General features: G+C 66.8%; 17 protein-coding genes and 1 tRNA gene. 9 read left to right on the top strand and 9 right to left on the bottom strand.

The genetic code is table 11. The annotated features are described in order from the left end of the window. Positions 1-65 precede the first annotated feature (65 nt). Positions 66-722: an MBL fold metallo-hydrolase gene (locus tag JCQ34_RS11945; RefSeq protein WP_286397817.1), complete on the top strand. Its 657-nt coding sequence runs from the start codon at positions 66-68 to the stop codon at positions 720-722. On the opposite strand, the gene JCQ34_RS11940 is transcribed toward JCQ34_RS11945, so the two are convergent. After that, positions 719-1,831, bottom strand: a complete 1,113-nt coding sequence (locus tag JCQ34_RS11940; RefSeq protein WP_286397815.1) for a PLP-dependent cysteine synthase family protein — start codon at positions 1,829-1,831, stop codon at positions 719-721. The two genes, JCQ34_RS11945 and JCQ34_RS11940, sit on opposite strands and share 4 nt — an antisense overlap. A 77-nt stretch (positions 1,832-1,908) precedes the next feature. Between JCQ34_RS11940 and JCQ34_RS11935 the strand changes: the two genes are divergently transcribed. The 3 genes from JCQ34_RS11935 to JCQ34_RS11925 are packed head-to-tail and all read left to right on the top strand — an operon-like array spanning position 1,909 to position 4,420. Then, positions 1,909-2,823, top strand: a complete 915-nt coding sequence (locus JCQ34_RS11935) for a sulfurtransferase (RefSeq protein ID WP_286397813.1) — start codon at positions 1,909-1,911, stop codon at positions 2,821-2,823. Beyond that, positions 2,820-3,995 carry an NAD(P)-dependent alcohol dehydrogenase gene (locus tag JCQ34_RS11930; protein WP_286397811.1) on the top strand — a complete coding sequence of 392 codons (1,176 nt, stop codon included), beginning with the start codon at positions 2,820-2,822 and terminating at the stop codon, positions 3,993-3,995. Before JCQ34_RS11935 ends, JCQ34_RS11930 begins: the two co-directional genes overlap by 4 nt. Then, on the top strand, positions 3,992-4,420 hold the full coding sequence (locus JCQ34_RS11925) for an HIT family protein (protein WP_286397809.1): 429 nt from the start codon (positions 3,992-3,994) through the stop codon (positions 4,418-4,420). Before JCQ34_RS11930 ends, JCQ34_RS11925 begins: the two co-directional genes overlap by 4 nt. 57 nt (positions 4,421-4,477) lie before the next feature. Here JCQ34_RS11925 and JCQ34_RS11920 read toward each other — a convergent pair whose 3' ends face one another. The 4 genes from JCQ34_RS11920 to JCQ34_RS11905 all read right to left on the bottom strand — a co-directional run bounded on the left by JCQ34_RS11920 (position 4,478) and on the right by JCQ34_RS11905 (position 10,994). Continuing rightward, positions 4,478-5,461, bottom strand: a complete 984-nt coding sequence (locus JCQ34_RS11920; RefSeq protein ID WP_286397807.1) for a beta-ketoacyl-ACP synthase III — start codon at positions 5,459-5,461, stop codon at positions 4,478-4,480. Between the two features lie 24 nt (positions 5,462-5,485). After that, on the bottom strand, positions 5,486-9,466 hold the full coding sequence (gene hrpA / locus JCQ34_RS11915; RefSeq protein WP_286397805.1) for an ATP-dependent RNA helicase HrpA: 3,981 nt from the start codon (positions 9,464-9,466) through the stop codon (positions 5,486-5,488). Between the two features lie 65 nt (positions 9,467-9,531). Next, the gene (locus tag JCQ34_RS11910) at positions 9,532-9,882 is read right to left on the bottom strand and encodes a protealysin inhibitor emfourin (protein ID WP_286397803.1); all 351 of its coding nucleotides are present in this window, start codon (positions 9,880-9,882) and stop codon (positions 9,532-9,534) included. A gap of 59 nt (positions 9,883-9,941) precedes the next feature. Beyond that, positions 9,942-10,994: a M4 family metallopeptidase gene (locus JCQ34_RS11905; RefSeq protein ID WP_286397801.1), complete on the bottom strand. Its 1,053-nt coding sequence runs from the start codon at positions 10,992-10,994 to the stop codon at positions 9,942-9,944. Between the two features lie 124 nt (positions 10,995-11,118). Between JCQ34_RS11905 and JCQ34_RS11900 the strand changes: the two genes are divergently transcribed. Then, entirely contained in the window at positions 11,119-12,069 is a 951-nt protein-coding gene (locus JCQ34_RS11900) for a cation diffusion facilitator family transporter (protein ID WP_286397798.1), read from the top strand. A gap of 58 nt (positions 12,070-12,127) precedes the next feature. Here the strand turns inward: JCQ34_RS11900 and JCQ34_RS11895 are convergent. The 4 genes from JCQ34_RS11895 to JCQ34_RS11880 all read right to left on the bottom strand — a co-directional run bounded on the left by JCQ34_RS11895 (position 12,128) and on the right by JCQ34_RS11880 (position 15,291). Next, a tRNA-Arg gene (locus tag JCQ34_RS11895) sits at positions 12,128-12,203 on the bottom strand. Positions 12,204-12,313: 110 nt separating this feature from the next. Continuing rightward, a complete protein-coding gene (locus JCQ34_RS11890) occupies positions 12,314-13,927 on the bottom strand; it encodes a ferredoxin--NADP reductase (RefSeq protein ID WP_286397796.1) in 1,614 nt (537 codons plus the stop codon). Next, entirely contained in the window at positions 13,924-14,796 is an 873-nt protein-coding gene (locus JCQ34_RS11885; RefSeq protein WP_286397794.1) for an FAD:protein FMN transferase, read from the bottom strand. The genes JCQ34_RS11890 and JCQ34_RS11885 overlap by 4 nt, the downstream gene beginning before the upstream one ends. A 3-nt stretch (positions 14,797-14,799) precedes the next feature. Then, positions 14,800-15,291, bottom strand: a complete 492-nt coding sequence (locus JCQ34_RS11880) for an FMN-binding protein (protein ID WP_286397792.1) — start codon at positions 15,289-15,291, stop codon at positions 14,800-14,802. 189 nt (positions 15,292-15,480) lie between these two features. Here JCQ34_RS11880 and argS point away from each other — a divergent pair, with 189 nt between their 5' ends. Genes argS through thrC form a run of 4 tightly spaced genes read left to right on the top strand, consistent with a single transcriptional unit; the run spans position 15,481 to position 21,050 of the window. Further along, the gene (gene argS / locus JCQ34_RS11875) at positions 15,481-17,145 is read left to right on the top strand and encodes an arginine--tRNA ligase (protein WP_286397790.1); all 1,665 of its coding nucleotides are present in this window, start codon (positions 15,481-15,483) and stop codon (positions 17,143-17,145) included. Between the two features lie 5 nt (positions 17,146-17,150). Further along, on the top strand, positions 17,151-18,626 hold the full coding sequence (gene lysA / locus JCQ34_RS11870; RefSeq protein ID WP_286397788.1) for a diaminopimelate decarboxylase: 1,476 nt from the start codon (positions 17,151-17,153) through the stop codon (positions 18,624-18,626). Continuing rightward, positions 18,627-19,943 carry a homoserine dehydrogenase gene (locus tag JCQ34_RS11865; protein ID WP_142133417.1) on the top strand — a complete coding sequence of 439 codons (1,317 nt, stop codon included), beginning with the start codon at positions 18,627-18,629 and terminating at the stop codon, positions 19,941-19,943. It begins immediately after the preceding gene. After that, entirely contained in the window at positions 19,944-21,050 is a 1,107-nt protein-coding gene (gene thrC, locus JCQ34_RS11860; protein WP_286397785.1) for a threonine synthase, read from the top strand. It begins immediately after the preceding gene.

The raw sequence follows: 21,050 nt of genomic DNA, 5'->3' as shown, positions 1-21,050 counted from the left end.
CTGGCAGCCGGATTTGCCGGCCGTATGCGTGGACACCATTCCGGAACGGACCCTAGGCTGGCGCTATGAAGCTGACCAAATACACCCATGCCTGTGTCCGGCTCGAGAAGGAAGGCGGCGTCCTGGTCCTTGATCCGGGCACCTTTTCCGAATCCGCCGAGGCACTGGCGGGGGCCCAGGCCGTCCTGGTGACCCACGAACACGCAGACCACCTTGACACCAAGGCGGTGGTGGAAGCGCTGGAAAAGGCCAAGGACCTGGCGCTGTATGCTCCCGAGGGCGTCGCCGGCCAGCTGCGCGGGGAAGCTCCGGACGCAGCGGACAGGATCCACACCGTGGAACCTGGATCGTCGTTCCAGGCTGCAGGCTTCGACATCCGCAGCTTCGGCGGCCAGCACGCCCTGATCCACCCCCAGATTCCCATGGTGGCCAACATCGGCTTCCTGGTGGACGGCAACGTGTACCACCCGGGGGACTCGTTCGTCATCCCCGACGGCCTCGAGGTCCAGACCCTCCTGGTCCCGCTGCACGCACCGTGGAGCAAGTCCGCGGAAGTGGTTGACTTCGTGATTGGAGTGCGCGCGCCGCGCGCCTTCCAGATCCACGACGGGCTGCTCAACGACAACGGTCTTGGCATCGTCGAAGGGCACGTCAAGCGGATCGGTGCCAAGTACGGCACGGAATACCGTCACCTGGCCCCGCGGGAGTCCGTGGAAGTCTAGGCCGGCGCCCCGGTCCATTCCCCGGTGTCCAGGAAGCGCGCGATTACCGCTTCGCAGGGCGCCGGATCCAACCCCTGGGAAGCCAGCCACTCCTGGTTCCAGTGCGTGCCCGCATACCGGTCGCCGCCGTCGCACATCAAGGAAACGACGCTGCCCCGGCGGCCTTCAGACAGGAGGCGCGCGACTGTTTCCCAGACGCCCCAAAGGTTGGTGCCCGTCGACGGGCCCGCATGCAGGCCCGCGTAGGAGTCCAGGTGCCGCATCGCGGCAACCGAAGCCGCGTCCGGTACCCGGACCATCCGGTCGATAACGGTGGGGATGAAGCTGGGCTCCATCCGGGCCCGGCCAATGCCTTCGATCCGCGAGGGCGGGCCGGTGGGCTGCCCGTCCGCCTCACCCAGCCAGCCGGGGTAGAACGCGGAGTTTTCGGGGTCCACCACCAGCAGCTTGGTTGGATGTGAGTGGTAGCGCAGGTACCGGCCGATGGTGGCGCTGGTTCCGCCCGTGCCCGCGCCCACCACCACCCACTCCGGCACGGGGTGCGGCTCCTGGCTGAGCTGGCCGAAGATCGATTCGGCAATGTTGTTGTTCCCGCGCCAGTCCGTGGCCCGCTCCGCGTAGGTGAACTGGTCCATGTAATGCCCGTTGCAGGTGGCGGCTACGTCTTCTGCCACGGCATACACGTCCGATGCGTTCTCCACCAGGAGGCAGGAGCCGCCGAACTGCTCAATCAGGGCGATTTTTTCCTGGCTGGTGGTGCGGGCCATGACGGCTATGAAGGGAAGTCCCAGGAGCTGGGCAAAATACGCTTCCGATACCGCCGTGCTGCCGCTGGAAGCCTCCACGATGGTGGTGTCCTGCCGGATCCAGCCATTGACCAGCCCGAACAGGAAGAGCGACCTTGCCAGCCGGTGCTTAAGGCTGCCGGAACGGTGCGTCGACTCGTCCTTGAGATACAGCTGGATGCCCCAGTGCTCCGGCAGCGGTACCGCATAGAGGTGGGTGTCCGCGGAGCGGTTGTTTTCCCCTTTGATGGTGCGGATGGCCTGGTCGGCCCAGTCCCTGTCTGTTCCGCCGCTGCCCTTGCCGGTGCTGCCCTCAATCGTCACCAATCCAGACTACCCGGGGCCTGGGAGCCGTCCGTCTAGAGTGGGACGCGTTGGCAGTACAAGGCGTAAGGAGTGCAATGAAGCCGTTGATCGACGTGGCGGAACTTGAGGACAGGCTTGCCGCCGGGCGGCGGACGGTGCTCCTGGACGTGCGCTGGGCGCTGGGCGATCCGCACGGGCACGAACACTATCTCGCGGAGCACCTGCCGGGCGCGGTCTTTGTAGACCTCGCCACCGAACTCTCCGATCCTGCAGTTCCGGACCGCGGGCGGCACCCGCTGCCATCTCCGGAGCGTTTCCAGGAGTCGGCACGGCGATGGGGAATCCGTAACGGCGACGTAGTGGTCGCCTACGATGACAGCGCCAACATGGCAGCGGCCAGGCTGTGGTGGATGCTTCGTGATGCCGGCCTCGCCGGGGTCTGCCTGCTCGACGGCGGCCTGGCCGCCTGGCGCGCGGCCGGGCTTCCGCTCGAATCCGGCCCCGTCGCGCCCGGCCCCGGCGACGTCGAGTTGGGCAGCGGACACATGCCCGTGGCCGACGCCGGTGCTGCCGCAGGCTGGGCGGACAGCGGACTTTTGCTCGACGCGAGGGCAGGGGAGAGGTACCGGGGCGAGGTTGAGCCCGTGGATCCCCGCGCCGGCCACATTCCCGGGGCGGTCAGTGCCCCCACGACGGACAACGTGGACGCCGATGGGCGGTTCCTGCCGGCAACGCAGTTGCGGCGGAGGTTTGAAGACCTGGGTGTCCGGGACGGAACGCCGGTGGCGGTCTACTGCGGATCCGGCGTTACGGCAGCCCATGAGGCTGCCGCATTGGAGCTTGCCGGGTTCCGGGCCGTGTTGTATCCAGGCTCTTTCTCGGAGTGGTCCAACCGCCCTGAACTGCCGGTGGCCGTCGGCCCGGAGCCCGGCGGTGGCGGGCTTGATGCCGGCGACGTTGGGGGCCCGGCTGGAAACTCCGCGGGAAGCGGGGGTAGCGTCGCACTATGACACCAGGACGCCCCGTACCACCGCCCCTTGCCACCCCTATTGTCCCGGCCCCTGAAATCGCCCCCACCCCTGAAGACGGGGCCGCAGCCGAAGCCGGTGTGCTCGCCGCGGCCTACGGTGCCGTGTCCGGAGGCAGCGGGCTGGTACCGCTGACGGTGGCCCGGCGCGCGCCCAAACCGGACGACGTCGAAATCGCCATCGAGTTTTGCGGTCTGTGCCACTCGGACGTGCACGCCACCCGTGGGGAGTGGGGCGGCCAGACCTACCCCCTGGTGCCAGGCCACGAAATTGTGGGAACGGTCAGGAGGATCGGGTCAGACGTCACCGACTTCGCCGTCGGTGACAGGGTGGGCGTCGGCTGCATGGTTGACTCCTGCCGCGAGTGTGACAGCTGCCTGGACGGCCTGGAGCAGTACTGCGAAAAGGGTATGACCGGCACTTACGGGGCAAAGGACCGCAGGAACGGCGGCGCCATCACCCAGGGCGGCTATTCCTCGTCGATCGTGGTGGATCGGCGCTATGTCCTCCACGTACCCGACTCACTGGACCCGGCCGCCGTCGCACCCCTGCTGTGTGACGGTGTCACCACGTTCTCGCCGCTGCGGCACTTCGAGGTCGAGGACGGGGACGTGGTGGGCGTCGTGGGCCTTGGGGGACTGGGGCACATGGCGGTCAAGCTGGCCAAGGCCATGGGCGCAAAGGTGGTGGTCTTCACCACCTCGGAGTCCAAGGTTGCTGCAGCGTTGGAGCTGGGGGCCGACGAAGTGGTCCTGTCGCGGGACGAGGCCGCCATGGCTGCCGCGGACCGCACCATCGACCTCATCATCGACACCGTTGCCGCCCCGCACGACCTGAACCCGTTCTTCCGTACGCTGCGCGTGGACGGCGCCTTGTTCCAGCTGGGCCTGCCGTCGGAAGCCATGCCGCCGGTCAACCCGGGCTCCCTGATCCGCCGCCGGATTGCCTACGCGGGATCACTGATCGGCGGCATCGCCGAAACCCAGGAGATGCTGGATTTCTGTGCGGAGCACGGCGTGGTGGCCGATATCGAGATGGTGTCCGCCGGCCAGCTGAATGATGCCTACGACCGGATGGTCGCTGGAGACGTAAAGTACCGGTTCGTGCTGGATACCAGCACGCTGCAGGCAGCCGCCGAGGAGGCAAACGCATGAGCACGCTGTTCACGAAGATCCTGAAGGGCGAGATTCCCGGCCGGTTCGTTTGGCGCGAGGACGATGTGTCGGCCTTCCTGACCACGGGCCCGCTCGCCGACGGCCATACACTGGTGGTTCCCACCGAGGAAGTGGACCGCTGGACGGACGCCCCGCCGGAGACCCTCGCCAAAGTCATGGAAGTGGCACGGCGTATCGGGGCCGTGCAAGTGGATATCTTCGGGGCCCGGCGTGCAGGCCTGATCGTGGCGGGCTACGAGATCAACCACCTGCACGTGCACGTTTGGCCATCGCGCAGCATGGCCGACTTCGACTTCGGATCCGCGGACCAGAACCCGGATCCTGAGGTCCTGGACGCCAACGCGGAGAAGCTGCGTGACGGGCTGCGCGCAGCCGGCTACGGGGAGTTCGTTCCGGCGTCCTGACCAGTTCCGTGCCCGCTGCTGCTGCGGCGGGCACGGGCGCCGCCGGCGCTTGGAGTCTTAGTGCATGCGCGGCGTCATGGCCACCATGCCCGCGTAAGTGAAGCCGCCGCCGAACCCGAACAACAGCGCGGGGACGTCTGCCGGGATCTTCCCCGCGTGCCACCACTTGCTCAAACCGAGGGGCACGCTGGCCGCGGAAGTGTTTCCCGACTCGGTGATGTCGGTGATGACGATCCGGTCGGTCAGGCCCAGGGCTTCCGCGAGCGGCTCGATGATGCGCAGGTTGGCCTGGTGGGCGGCGAGGACCTGGATGTCGTCCAGCCCCAGCCCGGCGCGGGCTACGATTTCACGGGCGCGCTCCGGCGCCTTGGTGAGGGCCCACCGCAGCACTTCACGGCCGTTTTGTGAAAAGCGGCCCGAGGGCGGGGAGATGGTGACAGCATCAGCCATGCCGCCCTCCGAACCCCAGACCACCGGGCCGATGCGGGGCGTTTCGGACGGGCGCACGACGGCGGCCCCGGCACCGTCTGCGGTGAGTACCGCCGTCGCGCGGTCCGTCCAGTCCGTGACTGCCGAAAGGGTCTCGGCGCCGACAACGATCGCGTGGGAGGCGCTTCCGCTGCGGATCGCCTGGTCGGCCACGCCGAGGGCATACTCGAAGCCTGAACACGCGGTGTTGACATCCATGATTGCCGGTCCCCGGCCATCCGCGCCCAGGCCGAGCGCCTGGGCCACGCGGCCGGCAGTGTTGGGGGTACGCTCGGCCGCCGTGGTGGTGGCCACCACCACGAGGTCGATGTCCGTGGCCGCAAGCGCCGAATCGGCCAAGGCCATCCGGGCGGCGGAGATGGCGAGGTCCACTACCGTTTCCTGCTCATCGACGATGTGCCTGGTGACGATGCCGGTGCGCTGGCGGATCCACTCGTCGCTCGTGTCCATCATGCCTTCGAGCTCATGGTTGTCCATGATGCGCGCCGGCTGGGCATGGCCGAGCCCGGCGATCTCTGTCCCTGCAGGTCCTTGGGCAAGCGTGAGCTTCATGTGTTCCTCTCGTAGGTGCCGCTGCTAGGCGGGTGCCAGGGCCTTGTTGAGTACGGTGCGGATACGTTTCTCGGAAACGGAATAGGCCGTGCCGAGTTCGACGGCAAACAGGCTCACCCGAAGTTCCTCGATCATCCAGCGCACCTGGGTTAACTCCCGTCCGGCACCCCGCCCCGGCAGCAACGCCGACACGGCGTCGTCGTAATCATCCTCAAGCCGCTGTACCACCGCCATGTTCAAGGCATCCCGCTGCACGTTTCCGGGGAGGCGCTCCAGCCGCTTCTCGATCGCGGCCAGGTAGCGCGGCAGCTGGCTCAACTGGGCGTAGCCCGTCCGTGCTACAAAGCCGGGATACACCAGCTGCTCCAGTTGGCTTTTGATGTCGTTCAGTGCGCTGATCAGGGCCAGGCTGGTGGTGCCCTTGAGTTGCTTCTCGATCCGCCGGGTACTGGACAGGATGCGCTCGACGACGGCAGTGACCGAAAAGACCGTGTCGATGAGCTCGGCGCGCACCACCTCATACAACGCATCGAACGCTTTGCGGTCCCAGGGAAGTTCCGCGGGCGTGAGCTTGTCGATGGCCGCCAGCGCGCAGTCTGCGATGAGGGCGGACACCGAACCATGCGGGTTCTGGCTGAAGGTGAGCTTCTCGGTGTTGCTCAGGTGCTCCAGGACGTACCGGTCAGGGGCCGGAACGCGCAGCGCCAGGAGCCGGATCACCCCGCCCCGCATCGCTTCGAGCTGTTCCTCGGCGGTTTGGAACACGCGCAGTGACACCGCGGTGCCCTGGTCCACCAGCGCCGGATAACCGGTGACAGTGTGGCCCTTGACCATGCTGCTCACCTGGCGCTCGATGGTGCCGACAACCCACTCCGTCAGACCATCCTGCTCCACGAATCCGGCCCCGGCAGCGGCTCCCGGCACCCCGGCGGGCTGCTGGCGTGCGGCCGGCCCGCCGTCGGACACCTTGCCGTTGCGCCGCTTGGACGTGCCGGCAGCTGCGGAGGCCGGGGTGGCGCCGAGCGATTCGGCGATGGCCCGGCGGGTGGCGGGGGCAAGCCGCTCCTGCAGTTCCGCAAGGTCCTTGCCTTCGCCCAGGACTTTGCCCTTGCTGTCCACCACTTTGAAACTCACCCGCAGGTGCGGGGGCACGGCGTCCCAGTTCCAGGAGCCGGGCGGGATGATGGCGCCGCGGATCCGCCGCAGCGCAAGTTCCAGCGACGGTTCCAGCTCGTCCCTGGCCGGATCAAAGTCTGATTCGAGGAGGGCCACCGCCTGCCGGGCGACATCGGGGGCGGGAACGAAGTTCTTCCGGACCTGTTTGGGCAGCGACTTGATCAGGGCGGTCACCAGCTCTACCCGCTGGCCCGGAATCAGCCACCGGAACGGCGCGTCGTCGAGTTGGTTCAGGAACAGCACCGGCACTTCGGCGGTGACACCGTCGGACGGGTCGGGGGCGGAGCCCGGCGCCACGGGATGGAATTCATACGTCAGCGGGAGCTCGAAACCCTTGTGCAGCCAGGTTTTCGGGTACGCGGACTCGTCCAGGTCGTCGGCGTCGTCGCTCAGGAGCAGCGATTTGTCGTAATCCAGGAGGTCCGGGTGCTCCCTGCGGGCATCCTTCCACCACTTGTCGAAGTGGCGCTCGGAGACCACATCGGGTCCGATCCTGGCGTCATAGAACTCGAACAGCGTCTCGTCATCCACCAGCAGGTCGCGGCGGCGCATGCGGGCCTCGAGTTCCTCCACCTCGTGCAGGAGGGCCCGGTTGCGGTGGAAGAACTTGTGGTGGGTGCGCCAGTCGCCTTCCACCAGGGCATGCCGGATGAACAGTTCCCTGGCCACCACCGGATCCACCCGGCCGTAATTGATGCGCCGCTGCGCGATGATCGGCACGCCGTAAAGGGTGACCTTTTCGTAGGCCATCACGGCGCCCTGTTTGGTGGACCAGTGCGGTTCGCTGTAGCTGCGCTTGACCAGGTCCGGAGCCACCTGTTCGGCCCACAGGGGATCGAACTTTGCGGCCACCCGGGCCCAGAGCCTGCTGGTTTCCACCAGCTCCGCGGCCATGACGAACGTGGGGGATTTCTTGAACAGCGAGGAACCCGGGAAGATGGCGAACCGGCTGCCCCGGGCGCCGGCGTATTCGCGCTTGCGTTCATCCAGGATGCCGATATGGCTCAGGAGCCCGGAGAGCAGGCTGATATGGATGCCGTCATGGTTGCCCACGGGATCGGCCAGCCTCTTGTTGTCCAGCGTGATGCCCAGCGGCCGGGCGAGCTGGCGCAGTTGGGTAAAGAGGTCCTGCCACTCCCGCACGCGCAGGTAGTTGATGAATTCGGCGCGGCACAACCTGCGGAAGGCTGACGACGACAGTTCCTGCTGCTTCTCCTGCAGGTAGTTCCAGAGGTTGAGGTAGCCGGTGAAGTCTGAATTCTCATCGCGGAAGCGGTTGTGCTTTTCCGCGGCCAGCTGTTGCTTGTCCGTGGGCCGTTCGCGCGGGTCCTGGATGGTGAGCGCGGCAGCCAGGACCATCACTTCCCGGACGCAGCCACGTTTCCCGGCTTCCACGATCATCCGGCCCAGGCGGGGATCCACGGGCAGCTGGGCGAGTTTCTGTCCGACGGCGGTGAGGCCCCCACCCTTTTGTCCGCCCCGGTCCTCGGCTGCTTCAGTCCTGCCGCCTTTGCCCTGCGGGCGTGGCGGAGCCAGGGCGCCCAGCTCGCGAAGGAGGGTGACGCCGTCGTTGATGGCGCGGGTTTCCGGCGGTTCGACGAAGGGGAATTCCTCGACGTCCTTGGGGCCTTTCGCCACGCCCATCGCCGTCATCTGGAGGATGACGGCGGCGAGGTTGGTGCGCAGGATTTCCGGATCCGTGAACCGGGGCCGGGACTCGAAGTCCTCCTCCGAATACAGCCGGATGGCGATGCCGTCGGACACGCGGCCGCAGCGGCCTGAGCGCTGGTTGGCCGATGCCTGGGAGACGCGTTCAATGGGCAGGCGCTGGACCTTGGTGCGGTGCGAATACCGCGAGATGCGCGCCGTACCGGTATCGACGACGTACTTGATGCCCGGCACAGTTAGGGAGGTTTCCGCCACGTTGGTGGCCAGCACGATCCTGCGCTTAGTACCGGGGTGGAACACCTTGTGCTGCTCCTGCAGGCTCAGCCGGGCGAACAAGGGGAGGATCTCGGTGTTGGCCAGCCGGCGGTTGGACTGGATGCGGGCCTGCAACGCTTCCGCGGCGTCGCGGATTTCGCGCTCGCCCGAGAAGAAAACCAGGATGTCCCCGGGCGCTTCGGTTGCCAGCTCGTCCACGGCGTCGCAAACGGCATCCAGGGGGTCGCGGGCCTCTTCGAGTTCATCGTCCGAGGCGTCCTCATCGTCCGCGGCCGGCTGCGTGAGGGGGCGGTAGCGGATTTCCACGGGGTAGGTCCGGCCGGAGACTTCGATGATGGGTGCCGGATTTGCGGAGGTGCCGAAGTGGTTGGCGAACCGTTCCGGATCGATGGTGGCCGAGGTGATGATGACTTTCAGGTCCGGCCGCTGCGGCAGGATCCGCTTGAGGTAGCCCAGGATGAAGTCGATGTTGAGGCTGCGTTCGTGCGCTTCGTCAATGATGATGGTGCTGTACTTGCGCAGCAGCCTGTCCCGCTGGATCTCGGCGAGCAGGATGCCGTCGGTCATCAGTTTGACCTTGGTCGCCTTGCTGACCTCGCCCGTGAACCGGACCTGGAAGCCGATCTCCTGGCCGATCTCGACGCCGAGCTCCTCCGCGATGCGCTCGGCCACCGTCCGGGCGGCCAGCCGCCGGGGCTGGGTGTGCCCGATAAGGCCCTTTTCGCCCAGGCCCAGTTCCAGGCACATCTTGGGGATCTGGGTGGTCTTTCCGGAGCCGGTCTCGCCGGCGATGATGGTCACCTGGTTGGCGGCGATGGCGGCCATCAGGTCCTCGCGGCGCTCGGAAACCGGCAGCTCGGCGGGATAGGAGATATGAAAAGTCATGGCTGCAGACAGTCTACTGCCGTCACCAAGGGGGCTTTATGCGGCGTCTGCCTGCAGCCCGCCCTTCAGCCTGGGCCGTCGGCCTCCGCATCGTCGTCCGGCCCGGGACGGAACGCACCGGCAGATTGTTCGGAGGCAGCCCGTGCGGTGTCCACCAGGACGCGCCACGGGCCCGTGAGGGCCTGTTCGGGGAGGGCAGCCCTCCGCTGCCCCGCCGTAATGGAGTAGATGAAGCGGTCCGGCTGCGGCGCCTCGAAGGCGGCGGCCGCTGCCCGCCGGGTGCTGGGAACAGCATCCCACGGGCAGGCCTCCAGAATGGGCTGCCATTGGCTCAGGTCGCTGTCTGTCCGGGCGTCAACCATCCACACCCTTGTCATCGCCGCGATCCCGCCGGTGCGCTCCACCTTGATCTTCATGGCCTGGCCCCTGGGCTTCCAATTGGCCCCGCGGCCATGGGCGGGCAGCAGGGCAGTGGTTAAACCTTGACCTTTACAGTTTCCCACGCGGCCCCTACGGCGTCATGCTCCGGCGAGTCGGCGCCGAAAAGATCGGCGGCGGCTCGCGCCGTGGCGCGTGCAAAGACCGTGAAGGTGGCTGCGGCCGGCAACGAGCCGTTGGTCAGGGTTTCGTACCAGATCCTGCCCGGCGCCTCCCAGGCGTAGCCGCCCAGGGCATCCGCCACGAGGTAAAAGGCACGGTTGGGGATGCCCGAGTTGATGTGGACACCGCCGTTGTCGGCGCTGGTCCGGACATAGGAGTCCATGGAATCGGGCTGCGGGTCCTTGCCCAGCACGTCGTCGTCGTAAGCAGTTCCGGGGGCCTTCATGGACCGCAAAGCGAGCCCCTGGACCTTGGGCGTGAACAGGCCTTCGCCGATCAGCCAGCTTGCCTCTGCAGCGGACTGGTTCTTCACAAATTGCTCCACGAGCGCGCCGAAGACGTCAGACATCGATTCGTTCAGGGCTCCGGCCTGGTTCCGGTAGGCAAGTCCGGCCGAGTACTGGGTTACCCCGTGTGCCAGTTCGTGTCCGATGACGCTGACCGACTTTGTGAAGCGCTGGAAGACGTCCCCGTCACCATCGCCGAACACCATTTGGCTGCCGTTCCAGAAAGCGTTGTCGTAAAGCTTGCCGAAGTGCACGGTTGCGTCCAGCTTCAGCCCGCGCCCGTCAACCGAATCCCGTCCGAAGGCGTCGGCGTAGAGGCGGTGGGTGTGCCCCAGCCCGTCGTAGGCTTCATCCGCGGCGGCATCGCCGGTGGCTTGCCCGCCTTCGTCGCGCACCAGCCTGCCCGGCAGCGCCTCCTCGCCGCCGGCATCGTAGATGGTGCGGTTGACGGGCCCCGGTTTTACCTGGCGCAGGCCCGGCGGGAGGACCGGCACGGCCTGTGCACGGGCGGCCTGGAACGACTGGACGTGGCCCAGGGCGTTCCTGGCGGCGCTTGCCGCCGATGAGAATCCGGGCGCATCCTGCTGCGCGAGCCGCCGCAGCAGGTAGGGCGGAACGATGGAACAGAACTGAACGTGCATGGCGTACTCCCTCAGCTAGGTGGTTTCAGCCTATGAGGGGCCACTGACAATCGTCGGGACCCCGCTTCGGGAATTGTGCACCCTCCCGGGTACTGATACCTGTCCTGGTGGGTACGGTAGGCGCATGGCTGAAACCGAAAAGCGAAAAAAATCCGGCTCAACGCTGCTGACGGTCATCGTCGCCTTTGCGGCGAACACGCTGGTGGCCGCGGCGAAGTCGGTGGCGGCTGTCCTCTCCGGTTCAGCCTCGATGGCCGCGGAGGCGGCACACTCCTGGGCAGACACCGGTAACCAGGTCTTCCTGTTCCTTGCTGAGCGCCGGTCTGCCCGCCCTCGGGACAAGAGCCATCCCATGGGTTACGGCCGGGAAGCCTATGTCTGGTCGATGTTTGCCGCTTTCGGTCTGTTCACCGCCGGCGCGGTGGTGTCGATTATGCACGGCGTCCAGCAGATTATTGAGCCGGAACCCGCATCGGACTTCGTGGTGGCCTACGTGGTCCTGGGCGTGGCCTTTGTCCTGGAAGGGATTTCATTCGCGCAGGCTTTCAGGCAGACCCGGAAAGCGGCGCATGAACTGGAACGGCACACCCTTGAACAGGTCCTCATCAGTTCTGATCCCACCCTGAGGGCAGTCTTCGCCGAGGACGCGGCGGCGTTGATCGGCCTCGTCGTGGCGTTCGTGGGCGTGTTCCTGCACCAGGTCACCGGGTCCCCGTTGCCGGATGCAATCGGTTCGATCGCCGTGGGCGTGCTGCTCGCCGTCGTCGCCGTCATCCTGATCGACCGCAACCGGCGCTTCCTGGTGGGGCAGGGCGTCACACCTGATATTGAGCGGTCCATGGCCCGCCGGGTACTGGAGCACCAGGACATCGCCCGGCTCACCTATCTTCATTTGGAATTCGTGGGCCCGCGCAAGCTGTACCTCGTCGCGGCCGTGGATCTCCAGGGGGACCATCCGGAGCACGAGGTCGCGGTGGTCCTGCGGCGGATCGAGCGTGAGCTGGAGGACCACGAAACGGTGGAGGAAGCCGTGCTCACCCTGGCCACGATGGACGAGGCAGCGCTGCGTTTCTGACAGCTGGTCCCGGACAACAAACGAAAACCCCGCCGCTTCAATGAAGCGGCGGGGTTCTTGGTGCCCTCGGTAGGATTCGAACCTACGGCCTTCTGCTCCGGAGGCAGACGCTCTATCCCCTGAGCTACGAGGGCAATCCGGATATCCTGCCGTTCCCGGCGGGACGTCCTAGAGCTTAGCAGGAAGGTGGCCCGCAAGGGAAAACCGCCACCGGAGCCGGCCCCGGAAGGGCGGGGAAGCAGCGTCAGTAGCCCGAAAAGGAGTCCGTCCGCACCCGGCGCGCCCCGGAACGCTTCGCTGCACGGCGGAGTGCCGCAACGCTTGCCGGAGAGCCGGAGACGTAAACGTCCCGCCGGGAGATGTCTGGAACGAGAGCTGCCAGGGCCGGTCCGTCCAGCCGGCCGTCCGGTCCGTCCAGCCGGCCGTCCGGTCCGTCCAGCCGGCCGTCCGCACCGAAGCTTCGGACGCCAGGGGGACGCCCGGCGGCAGAGGCCAAGCCCGACGGCGGCACGGACCCGTCTGCAAGCCGCACCAGCACCTGCACACCGGACCTCCGCAATTCCTCCGCGTAGGCCAACTCATCGGCGCTCCTGGCCAGGACCAGGAGAACCGCGTCCCGTTCCCGGAGGGCGCCCGAGGCCAGATACGAAACGAACGGTGTGATGCCGATTCCCGCCGCAATCAGAAGCACCGGCCGGCGCGGGTCTCGCGGCAGGACGAACTCCCCGCCCACGGCTGTGGCCGACAGCTCGTCACCCGGCCGCAGCGCCAGGAGGGCCGCCTTAGCGGCGGACAATGGACCATCCGTCCGCACGCCGAACTTCACCAGGCGCTCGCCGGGGCCGCCCGCAAGGCTGAACACCCGGCGTCGTCCTTTTCCGTCCGGCTTGGCCTGCGGAAGGTCCAGCTCCATGTACTGCCCGGGAAGGAAGCGCACCGGGCGGGCAGGTTCAAAGGAGAACTCGGTGGTGGCGGGCGTCAGCGGGCGGGCGCCGGCGAACCGGAGCTTCACGGCTCCGCGCTGGCCCGCCAGGAAGGCCAGCAGGTTGCCCGCCAGCAGCGCCGCCTCCGGTGAGTTGGCAAAGATTCCCAGGTTCCAGGGGACCGCAAAGAGCACGCCCACCACCGTTGCGAGGGCCAGTTGCTGCCAGCGCCGCGGCGGCAATGTCAGGGGCTCGGTGAGCATGAATCCCACAAAAAAGAGCACCGGCCGCTGGGCCAGGGCCTGCCAGATGCCGGCCGCGGCCGGCATTCCCGCCCGAACCAGTACCAGGGTAGTGATGGCCGTTGCCACCACGGTGAACACCGACGCCATCAGGGCCTTCCGCATCCGGTAGACCACCAGCAGCACGGCGGGGACCAGCAGCCACAGCATGGCCGGTGTCGCTGCCCACCATGTGGCGATGTTCAAACCGGTAAGCCCGGTAATAAAGGCGCCCGCCGCAGCCGGGTTGAAGATATGCCGTCCACGCCAAGCCAACGCGTACTTGGACGCGGACGCAAGGAGGCATGCCAGCGCCACCCCTGCCAGGTCCATGGGTTGCAGGGGCGGCCAGAAAAGGAAATAAAGCAGCAGCCCGGTGATGAGCGAGGACTCGGTGTGGGGCTTGACCCGGAAGAGCGCCGCAAGGGCACGGTTTGAGGCATAGGTCAGGGCCAGGCATAACGCCAGGTGCGCCAGCATTTCCGGGATGCCGAACGTCAGCCAGCCCAACACATTGAGCAGCAGGCTGTAAGCGGCAAGGGCCGCCAGGGCCAGCAGGACAAGCCGGTACATGGTGAACCTGCCAACGACGGTTTCCATGCGCCCCGCCAGCGGGCGGACCAGGCGGGTTCTTGGCGTCTCCACGGGGCTCATGTGAACAGCGTCCCTTCGAACTCGGCGGAATAGGCGGCGCTGCCATTCGAAAAGACGGTCAACCACGAGAAATCGAACGTTTCCTGAAGCGTGGCGCCGGGAACGAAGAAAAGCGCCGTGGCCAGCGCATCGGCCACCATGGCGGTGTCTGCCAGCGTCCAGGTGGCGACGGCGGTCCGCACCGGCTGCCCGGTGGTTCCGTCCAGCACATGGTGAAGTCCGTCGCCCCAGGCACGGCGGTTGGCAGCGGAGGCACACAGGGCCCGGCCGTCCAGGTGGATAATGCCGATTGCCTGCTCCGGGTTGTAGGGATGTTCAAGCGCCACGCTGACGGGTCCTGCCCCGCGGACCAGGAGGTCCCCGCTGGCATCGATGACGAATCCGCCCACGCCGGCGGCCTCCAGTTCCGCCGCGACCAGATCCACCAGCAGGCCCTTGCCGGCGGCGCCGATGTCCAGCACCACGGGGGCGCCGGCCGCCACTACTGTCCCGGACCAGGCAAGGGCCGACTCCCACTCCGGCGCCGGGAGCGGCGGCCCGGCCGGTTGGAGCGAATACGCTGCGTCGTAGCCCAGGCGCTCAAGGCTGCCGCCAATCAAGGGCGTCATGGCCCCGCCGGTGATCCGGTAGAGCAGCCGATACAGCTCGCCAAGCGGGGCGGCCTCGTCCGGAAATTCGTAGCGCCCCGGCTCCCTTGCAAGTTCTGCGACCAGCGAGTCGGAGCGGAAACGTGACCAGTCGCCGTCGAACTTCTCAACCCGGTCCAGCAGGTGCGTGCGCAGGGGCGCCGGCAACGGCAGGGGAGTGCTGACTGCCCAGTCAGTGCCGATCCCCTGGAATGAAAACTCCTCCCAGTCCGACACGGGCACCGCCTACCGTGCCTCGGACTTGATCTTCGCCACCGCCTGGTTGAAGCCACCGCTGGTCAGCGAGGAACCGGCAACCTTCGAAACGTTCAGTTCATCGATGTTCCTGCCCACCACCTGGGCTGCGATACCACCGGCAAACTGGCCCTGGAACTTGCGGGTGTTCGGATTGGACGGGTGTTGGGTGATCTGCACATCCGAAACCTTTCCCGCGGCAAGGGTCAGCTGGACACCCACGGTTTCGGTGCCGTTGGGCGAGACGTAGTTCCCGTCGGCGCTGTAGGTGCCGTCCTTGTAACCGGTGCCGCTGGCGGCCAGCGAGGAAGATCCCGCAGAGGGGGCCGGTGGGGCACCTGCGGTGCCGGGTGTGTTGTCGGCGGATGACGGTGCGCAGCCGGCCACGGTCCCCGCCAGCGACAGGCCGGCAATACCGGCAAAGAGACCGTTGCGGAAGGCATCCTTTGACAGGGAAAGGCTCTTAGGGCTGGAGGGTCTCATGAAGGCTCTCATTTCACTTTCGGGGCGGTACCGGATGAGGGATGCCGTGCGGCAGTGGCTACGGATTAGTCAACGCCGGATGCACGCGAATGGTTCACCGTATGGCGGGGCTCACTCCCTTCCGTGACGCCGGGCCGGGCCGCTGCCGCCAAATTCTTTGCTGTCACTGGCCCCCGGTACGCTAGAGGGGTGACTCCCGAAGAACTTTCCCTCGCCATATCCGCCTGCCTCAAGGACGCCGTCGCCGCCGGCGATATTGCCCTTGCTGTGTCAGCTATTCCGGCCGACGTGCGCGTGGAGCGACCCAAGAACCGGGAGCACGGGGACTGGGCCACCAACATTGCCCTGCAGCTCGCCAAGCAGGCAGGCACCAACCCGCGCGAGTTCGCCTCCATCCTCAGCAGCCGCCTCAAGGCCATCGACGGTGTTTCTGCCGTTGACATCGCCGGCCCGGGCTTCCTGAACATCACCGTGGACGCCGCAGCCGCCGGTGCCCTCGCCAAAGCCATTGTTGAGGCGGGCACGGATTACGGCACCAACACCGCGCTCGCCGGGCACACGGTCAACATGGAGTTCGTCTCCGCCAACCCCACCGGTCCGCTGCACATCGGGCACACCCGCTGGGCCGCACTGGGCGACTCGATTGCCCGCGTGCTGCGTGCTTCCGGCGCCGACGTCACGGCCGAGTACTACATCAACGACGCCGGCTCGCAGATGAACACCTTCGCCAACTCCGTGTACTCCCGGCTGCACGGCCTTCCCGTGCCCGACGGCGGCTACCCCGGGCAGTACATCGCCGACCTGGGGCATGAGGTACTTTCGGCGCATCCGGACATCCGGGAACTCACCGAGGTTGCCGCCCTGCCGGTGATCCGCGCCGCCGCCTACGAAGCCCAGATGAAGGACATCAAGGCCACCCTGGCAGACTTCGGCGTTGCGTTCGACGTCTTCTTTTCCGAGCAGGAGCTGCACGACGCCGGCGCCATCGAAAGTGCCGTGGCGCGCCTGCGAGAACAGGGCCACGTGTTCGACGACGGCGGGGCGGTCTGGCTGCGGACCACGGACTTTGGCGATGACAAGGACCGCGTGATGATCCGCGCCAACGGCGAGCCCACCTACTTCGCCGCCGACGCCGCCTACTACCTGTCCAAGAAGGACCGCGGGTTTACGGAAAAGATCTACCTCCTGGGTGCCGACCACCACGGCTACATCAACCGGCTGAAGGCCATCGCTGCCGCCGCCGGCGACGATCCCGAAGTCAACATCGAGGTGCTCATCGGCCAGCTGGTGTCCGTCAACGGCGCCAAGCTGTCCAAGCGGGCCGGCAACATCATCGAGCTCAAGGACCTGATCAACTGGCTTGGCAAGGACGCGGTGCGCTACTCGCTGGCCCGGTTCCCCGCTGATTCGCCGTTGACGCTCGATCCGGAACTGCTGAAAAAGCACAGCAACGAGAACCCGGTGTTCTACGTCCAGTACGCCCACGCCCGCTCGCGCGGCGCAGCCCGCAACGCCGTGGCTGCCGGCGTCGAACGGCAGGTGGACGGCCAGGACAGCTTCGACGCTGCACTCCTGGACCACGCAACCGAGAACGAACTGCTGTCCCACCTGGGCAGCTACCCGTCGATTGTGGCCAAGGCCGCGGAACTGCGCGAACCCCACCGGGTGGCACGGCACCTCGAGGCCATTGCCGGTGCATACCACCGCTGGTATGACGCGTGCCGGATCGCCCCCATGGGTGAAGAACCCGTCACCGACCTCAACCGCACCCGGCTGTGGCTCAACGACGCCACCAGCCAGGTACTGGCCAACGGCCTTGACTTGCTTGGCGTGTCCGCGCCGGAACGGATGTAAGCACCATGCCAGTATCCCCAAGCACTGCCGCCTCCCCGCTTGCCCCGGAATGGCTGCAGGTCCCGGCAGACCTGAATGAACTGCACCAGCCCATGTGGGCCGGCAGCGTGGCCCGCGATCACTCCGGTGCCCTGACCGTCGGCGGCATGGACGTGCAGGCACTCAAGGAGCAGTTCGGCACGCCCCTGTTCGTCATGGACGAGGCCGACTTCCGTTCCCGTGCCCGCGCCTTCAAGGACTCTTTCGACGCCGCCTTCGCCGATATCTGCGGCGGCGTGGACGTCTACTACGCCGGGAAATCCTTCCTGTGCACCGCAGTGGTGAAGTGGGTGGAAGAGGAAGGCCTGCGCCTGGACACCGCGTCCGGCGGCGAGCTGGCCGTGGCCGAACGCGCCGGCATTCCGGGGGAGCGGGTGGCCCTGCACGGCAACAACAAGTCCGACGCCGAACTGAACCGCGCGCTGGACATGAAGCTGGGCCGGATCGTGGTGGACAGCCTGGCTGAACTGGACCGCGTCGGCGCCCTGGCGCAGGCCCGCGGTGAGCAGGCGAAGGTCATGCTGCGGCTCACCCCCGGCGTCCACGCCCACACGCACGAATTCATCGCCACCGCCCACGAGGACCAGAAGTTCGGCCTCTCCATGGCCGCCGACACCACGGACGAAGCCGGTGTCTCCGCCGCCGAGGAAGCGGTGGCAGCGGCAGCGGCGCACCCCGGCATCGAGTTGCTGGGCCTGCACTGCCACATCGGCTCACAGATATTCGAGCCGGACGGCTTCGCCATGGCCGCCGAGAAGCTGCTGCGCTTCCTGGCCGCCATGCAGGAAAAGTACTCCATCACCATGCCGGAACTGGACCTCGGCGGCGGCTACGGCATCGCCTACACCCCGGTGGACACGCCCCGCCCCGCAGCCGAGATCGCCAACGCGATGGCCGCCGTCGTGCGTTCCACCTGCGCGGAGCTTGGCATCGACGCGCCGCGCATCTCCATAGAGCCCGGACGCGCCATCGTGGGCAGCACCACGTTCACGCTGTACGAAGTCGGCACGCTGAAGACCGTCCGCGTGGACGCTCCCGAGGCTTCCGGCGACGGTGACGCGGGCAACAACGTTACGTATCCCCGCCGCTATGTTTCGGTGGACGGCGGCATGAGCGACAACGCCCGTCCGGTGCTGTACGACGCGGATTATTCGGCTGTCCTGGCTTCCCGCGCGTCCGGCGCGGCCCCGCAGCTGTCCCGCGTGGTGGGCAAACATTGCGAGAGCGGCGACATAGTTGTTAGAGATGTATATCTGCCCGAGGACGTGGCAGCCGGTGATCTGCTTGCTGTCCCGGGAACCGGCGCCTACTGCTGGGCCCTTTCGAGCAACTACAACTATCTGGCCCGGCCGGGCGTTGTCGCGGTGCGCGACGGATCTGCCCGGCTGATTGTCCGCGGGGAAACCGAAGAAGATTTGCTGAGCCGCGACATGGGAGCCTGAATGACGGAAATGCGAACGCTGAAAGTAGCCCTGCTGGGCTGTGGCAACGTGGGGGCCCAGGTTGCGCGGATCCTGATTGAGGACGCCGATGCCCTTGCCGCCCGCACCGGGGCCCGGTTGCAGCTCAGCGGGATTGCCGTGCGCAACGTCAACGCCCCCCGCGACGTGGACCTGCCCCAGGAGCTCTTCACCACTGACGCCGACACCCTGGTCAAGGACGCAGACCTGGTCATCGAGCTGATGGGCGGCATCGAACCTGCCCGCACGCTGATCCTGTCCGCTCTGCGCAACGGCGCCTGCGTGGTCACCGGCAACAAGGCGCTCCTGGCCCAGGACGGCCCCACGCTCTACGAAGAGGCCGACAAAGCAGGCGTCCAGCTTTCCTACGAGGCCGCCGTCGCCGGAGCCATCCCCATCCTCCGGCCCATCCGCGACAGCCTCTCCGGCGACCGGATCACCCGGGTCCTGGGCATCGTCAACGGCACCACCAACTTCATCCTTGACCAGATGGACACCACCGGCGCGCAATTCGCCGACGCCCTCGCCGAAGCCCAGCGGCTTGGCTACGCGGAGGCTGACCCCACCGCCGACGTCGAAGGCCACGACGCCGCCGCGAAGGCCGCGATCCTCGCCTCGCTGTCCTTCCACACCCGCTTCTCCCTGGACGATGTCCACTGCGAAGGCATCACTTCCGTCAGCGCCTCCGACATTGCCGCGGCCAAGGACGCCGGCTTCGTCATCAAGCTGCTGGCCATCGCGGAAAAACTCGTTGATGCAGACGGCAAGGAAGGTGTGTCGGTCCGCGTGCACCCCACGCTCCTGCCGCGCGAACACCCGCTGGCCGCCGTCCGCGGTGCCTTCAACGCGGTATTCATCGAGGCCGAGAACGCCGGTGAGCTGATGTTCTACGGACAGGGTGCCGGCGGAACCCCCACCGCCTCCGCTGTCCTGGGCGACCTCGTGTCAGCAGCGCGGCGCCTGGTCCTGGGCGGTCCCGGACGCACCGAAACCACTACCGGACACGTCCCCGCACTGCCTATCGACGCTGCTACCACCAGTTACTACATCGGCCTGGACGTTGCCGACCAGCCCGGCGTGCTGGCTAAGATCGCCCAGCTCTTCGCAGAGCATGGCGTCTCCATTGAGATCATGCGGCAGACAATCCACCGCGACGCCGGCTCCAAGGTGGAGTCGGCCGAACTGCGGATCGTCACCCACCGTGCGTCAGAGGCTGCCCTTGCAGCCACCGTTGAGGCAGTGAAGGGCCTGGACGTCATCAATTCAGTTACATCCGTTTTGCGGGTAGAAGGAGTCTAAGTGGCTCACCAATGGCGCGGTGTCATCCGCGAATACGCTGACCGTCTGCCCGTGACGGAGTCCACCAGGGTCATCACCCTGGGCGAGGGCGGCACCCCCCTGGTGCACGCACAGAAGCTCTCCGAACTGACCGGTTCCGAGGTCTACCTCAAGGTGGAGGGCATGAACCCCACCGGCTCCTTCAAGGACCGCGGCATGACCATGGCCATGACTGCAGCCGTCGCTTCAGGAGCCAAGGCAGTGGTTTGCGCTTCCACCGGCAATACGTCCGCATCCGCCGCCGCCTACGCAACCGCTGCCGGCCTGAAGTGCGCCGTCCTGGTGCCGGAAGGCAAGATCTCCATGGGCAAGCTCAGCCAGGCGATTGCCCACGGCGCCACTCTTCTGCAGGTGGACGGCAACTTCGATAACTGCCTGGACATCGCCCGCAAGCTGGGGGAGTCCTACCCCGTTTTCCTGGTGAACTCCGTCAACCCTGCCCGCATCCAGGGCCAGAAGACCGGCGCCTTTGAAGTGGTGGACGCCCTGGGCGACGCACCCGACATCCACGTCCTGCCCGTCGGGAACGCCGGCAACATCACCGCGTACTGGAAGGGCTACAAGGAATACTCCGCGCCCTTCGAGTCAGATACCGCCGGCACCCTGCCCGCCGTGTCCACCAAGACCCCGGCCATGTGGGGTTTCCAGGCCGCCGGGGCTGCACCATTCGTTGCGGGCCACCCCATCACCGAACCGGATACCATCGCCACCGCTATCCGCATCGGAAACCCCGCCTCCTGGGACGGGGCCGTGGGCGCCCGTGACGAGTCCGGCGGGCTGATCGATGCCGTCACCGATGAAGAGATCCTGAACGCCCACCGCTGGCTGTCAGCCAAGGAAGGCGTCTTCGTGGAGCCCGGTTCCGCCGCCGGCGTGGCAGGCCTGCTCAAGAAGCATGCCGCCGGTGAAGTTCCAAGCGGAAAGAAGATCGTCATCACCGTTACCGGACACGGACTCAAGGACCCCCAGTGGGCCCTCCGTACCGAAGACGGCAGCGACGTCCAGCCGGTCAAGGTTCCGAACGACGTCGTCACCGTTGCTGCTGAGCTGGGACTGGAAGAAAAATAG

The organism is Pseudarthrobacter defluvii (assembly GCF_030323865.1).
GTDB classification, from domain to species: domain Bacteria; phylum Actinomycetota; class Actinomycetes; order Actinomycetales; family Micrococcaceae; genus Arthrobacter; species Arthrobacter sedimenti.
This window is presented reverse-complemented; position numbering and strand designations above follow the sequence as displayed.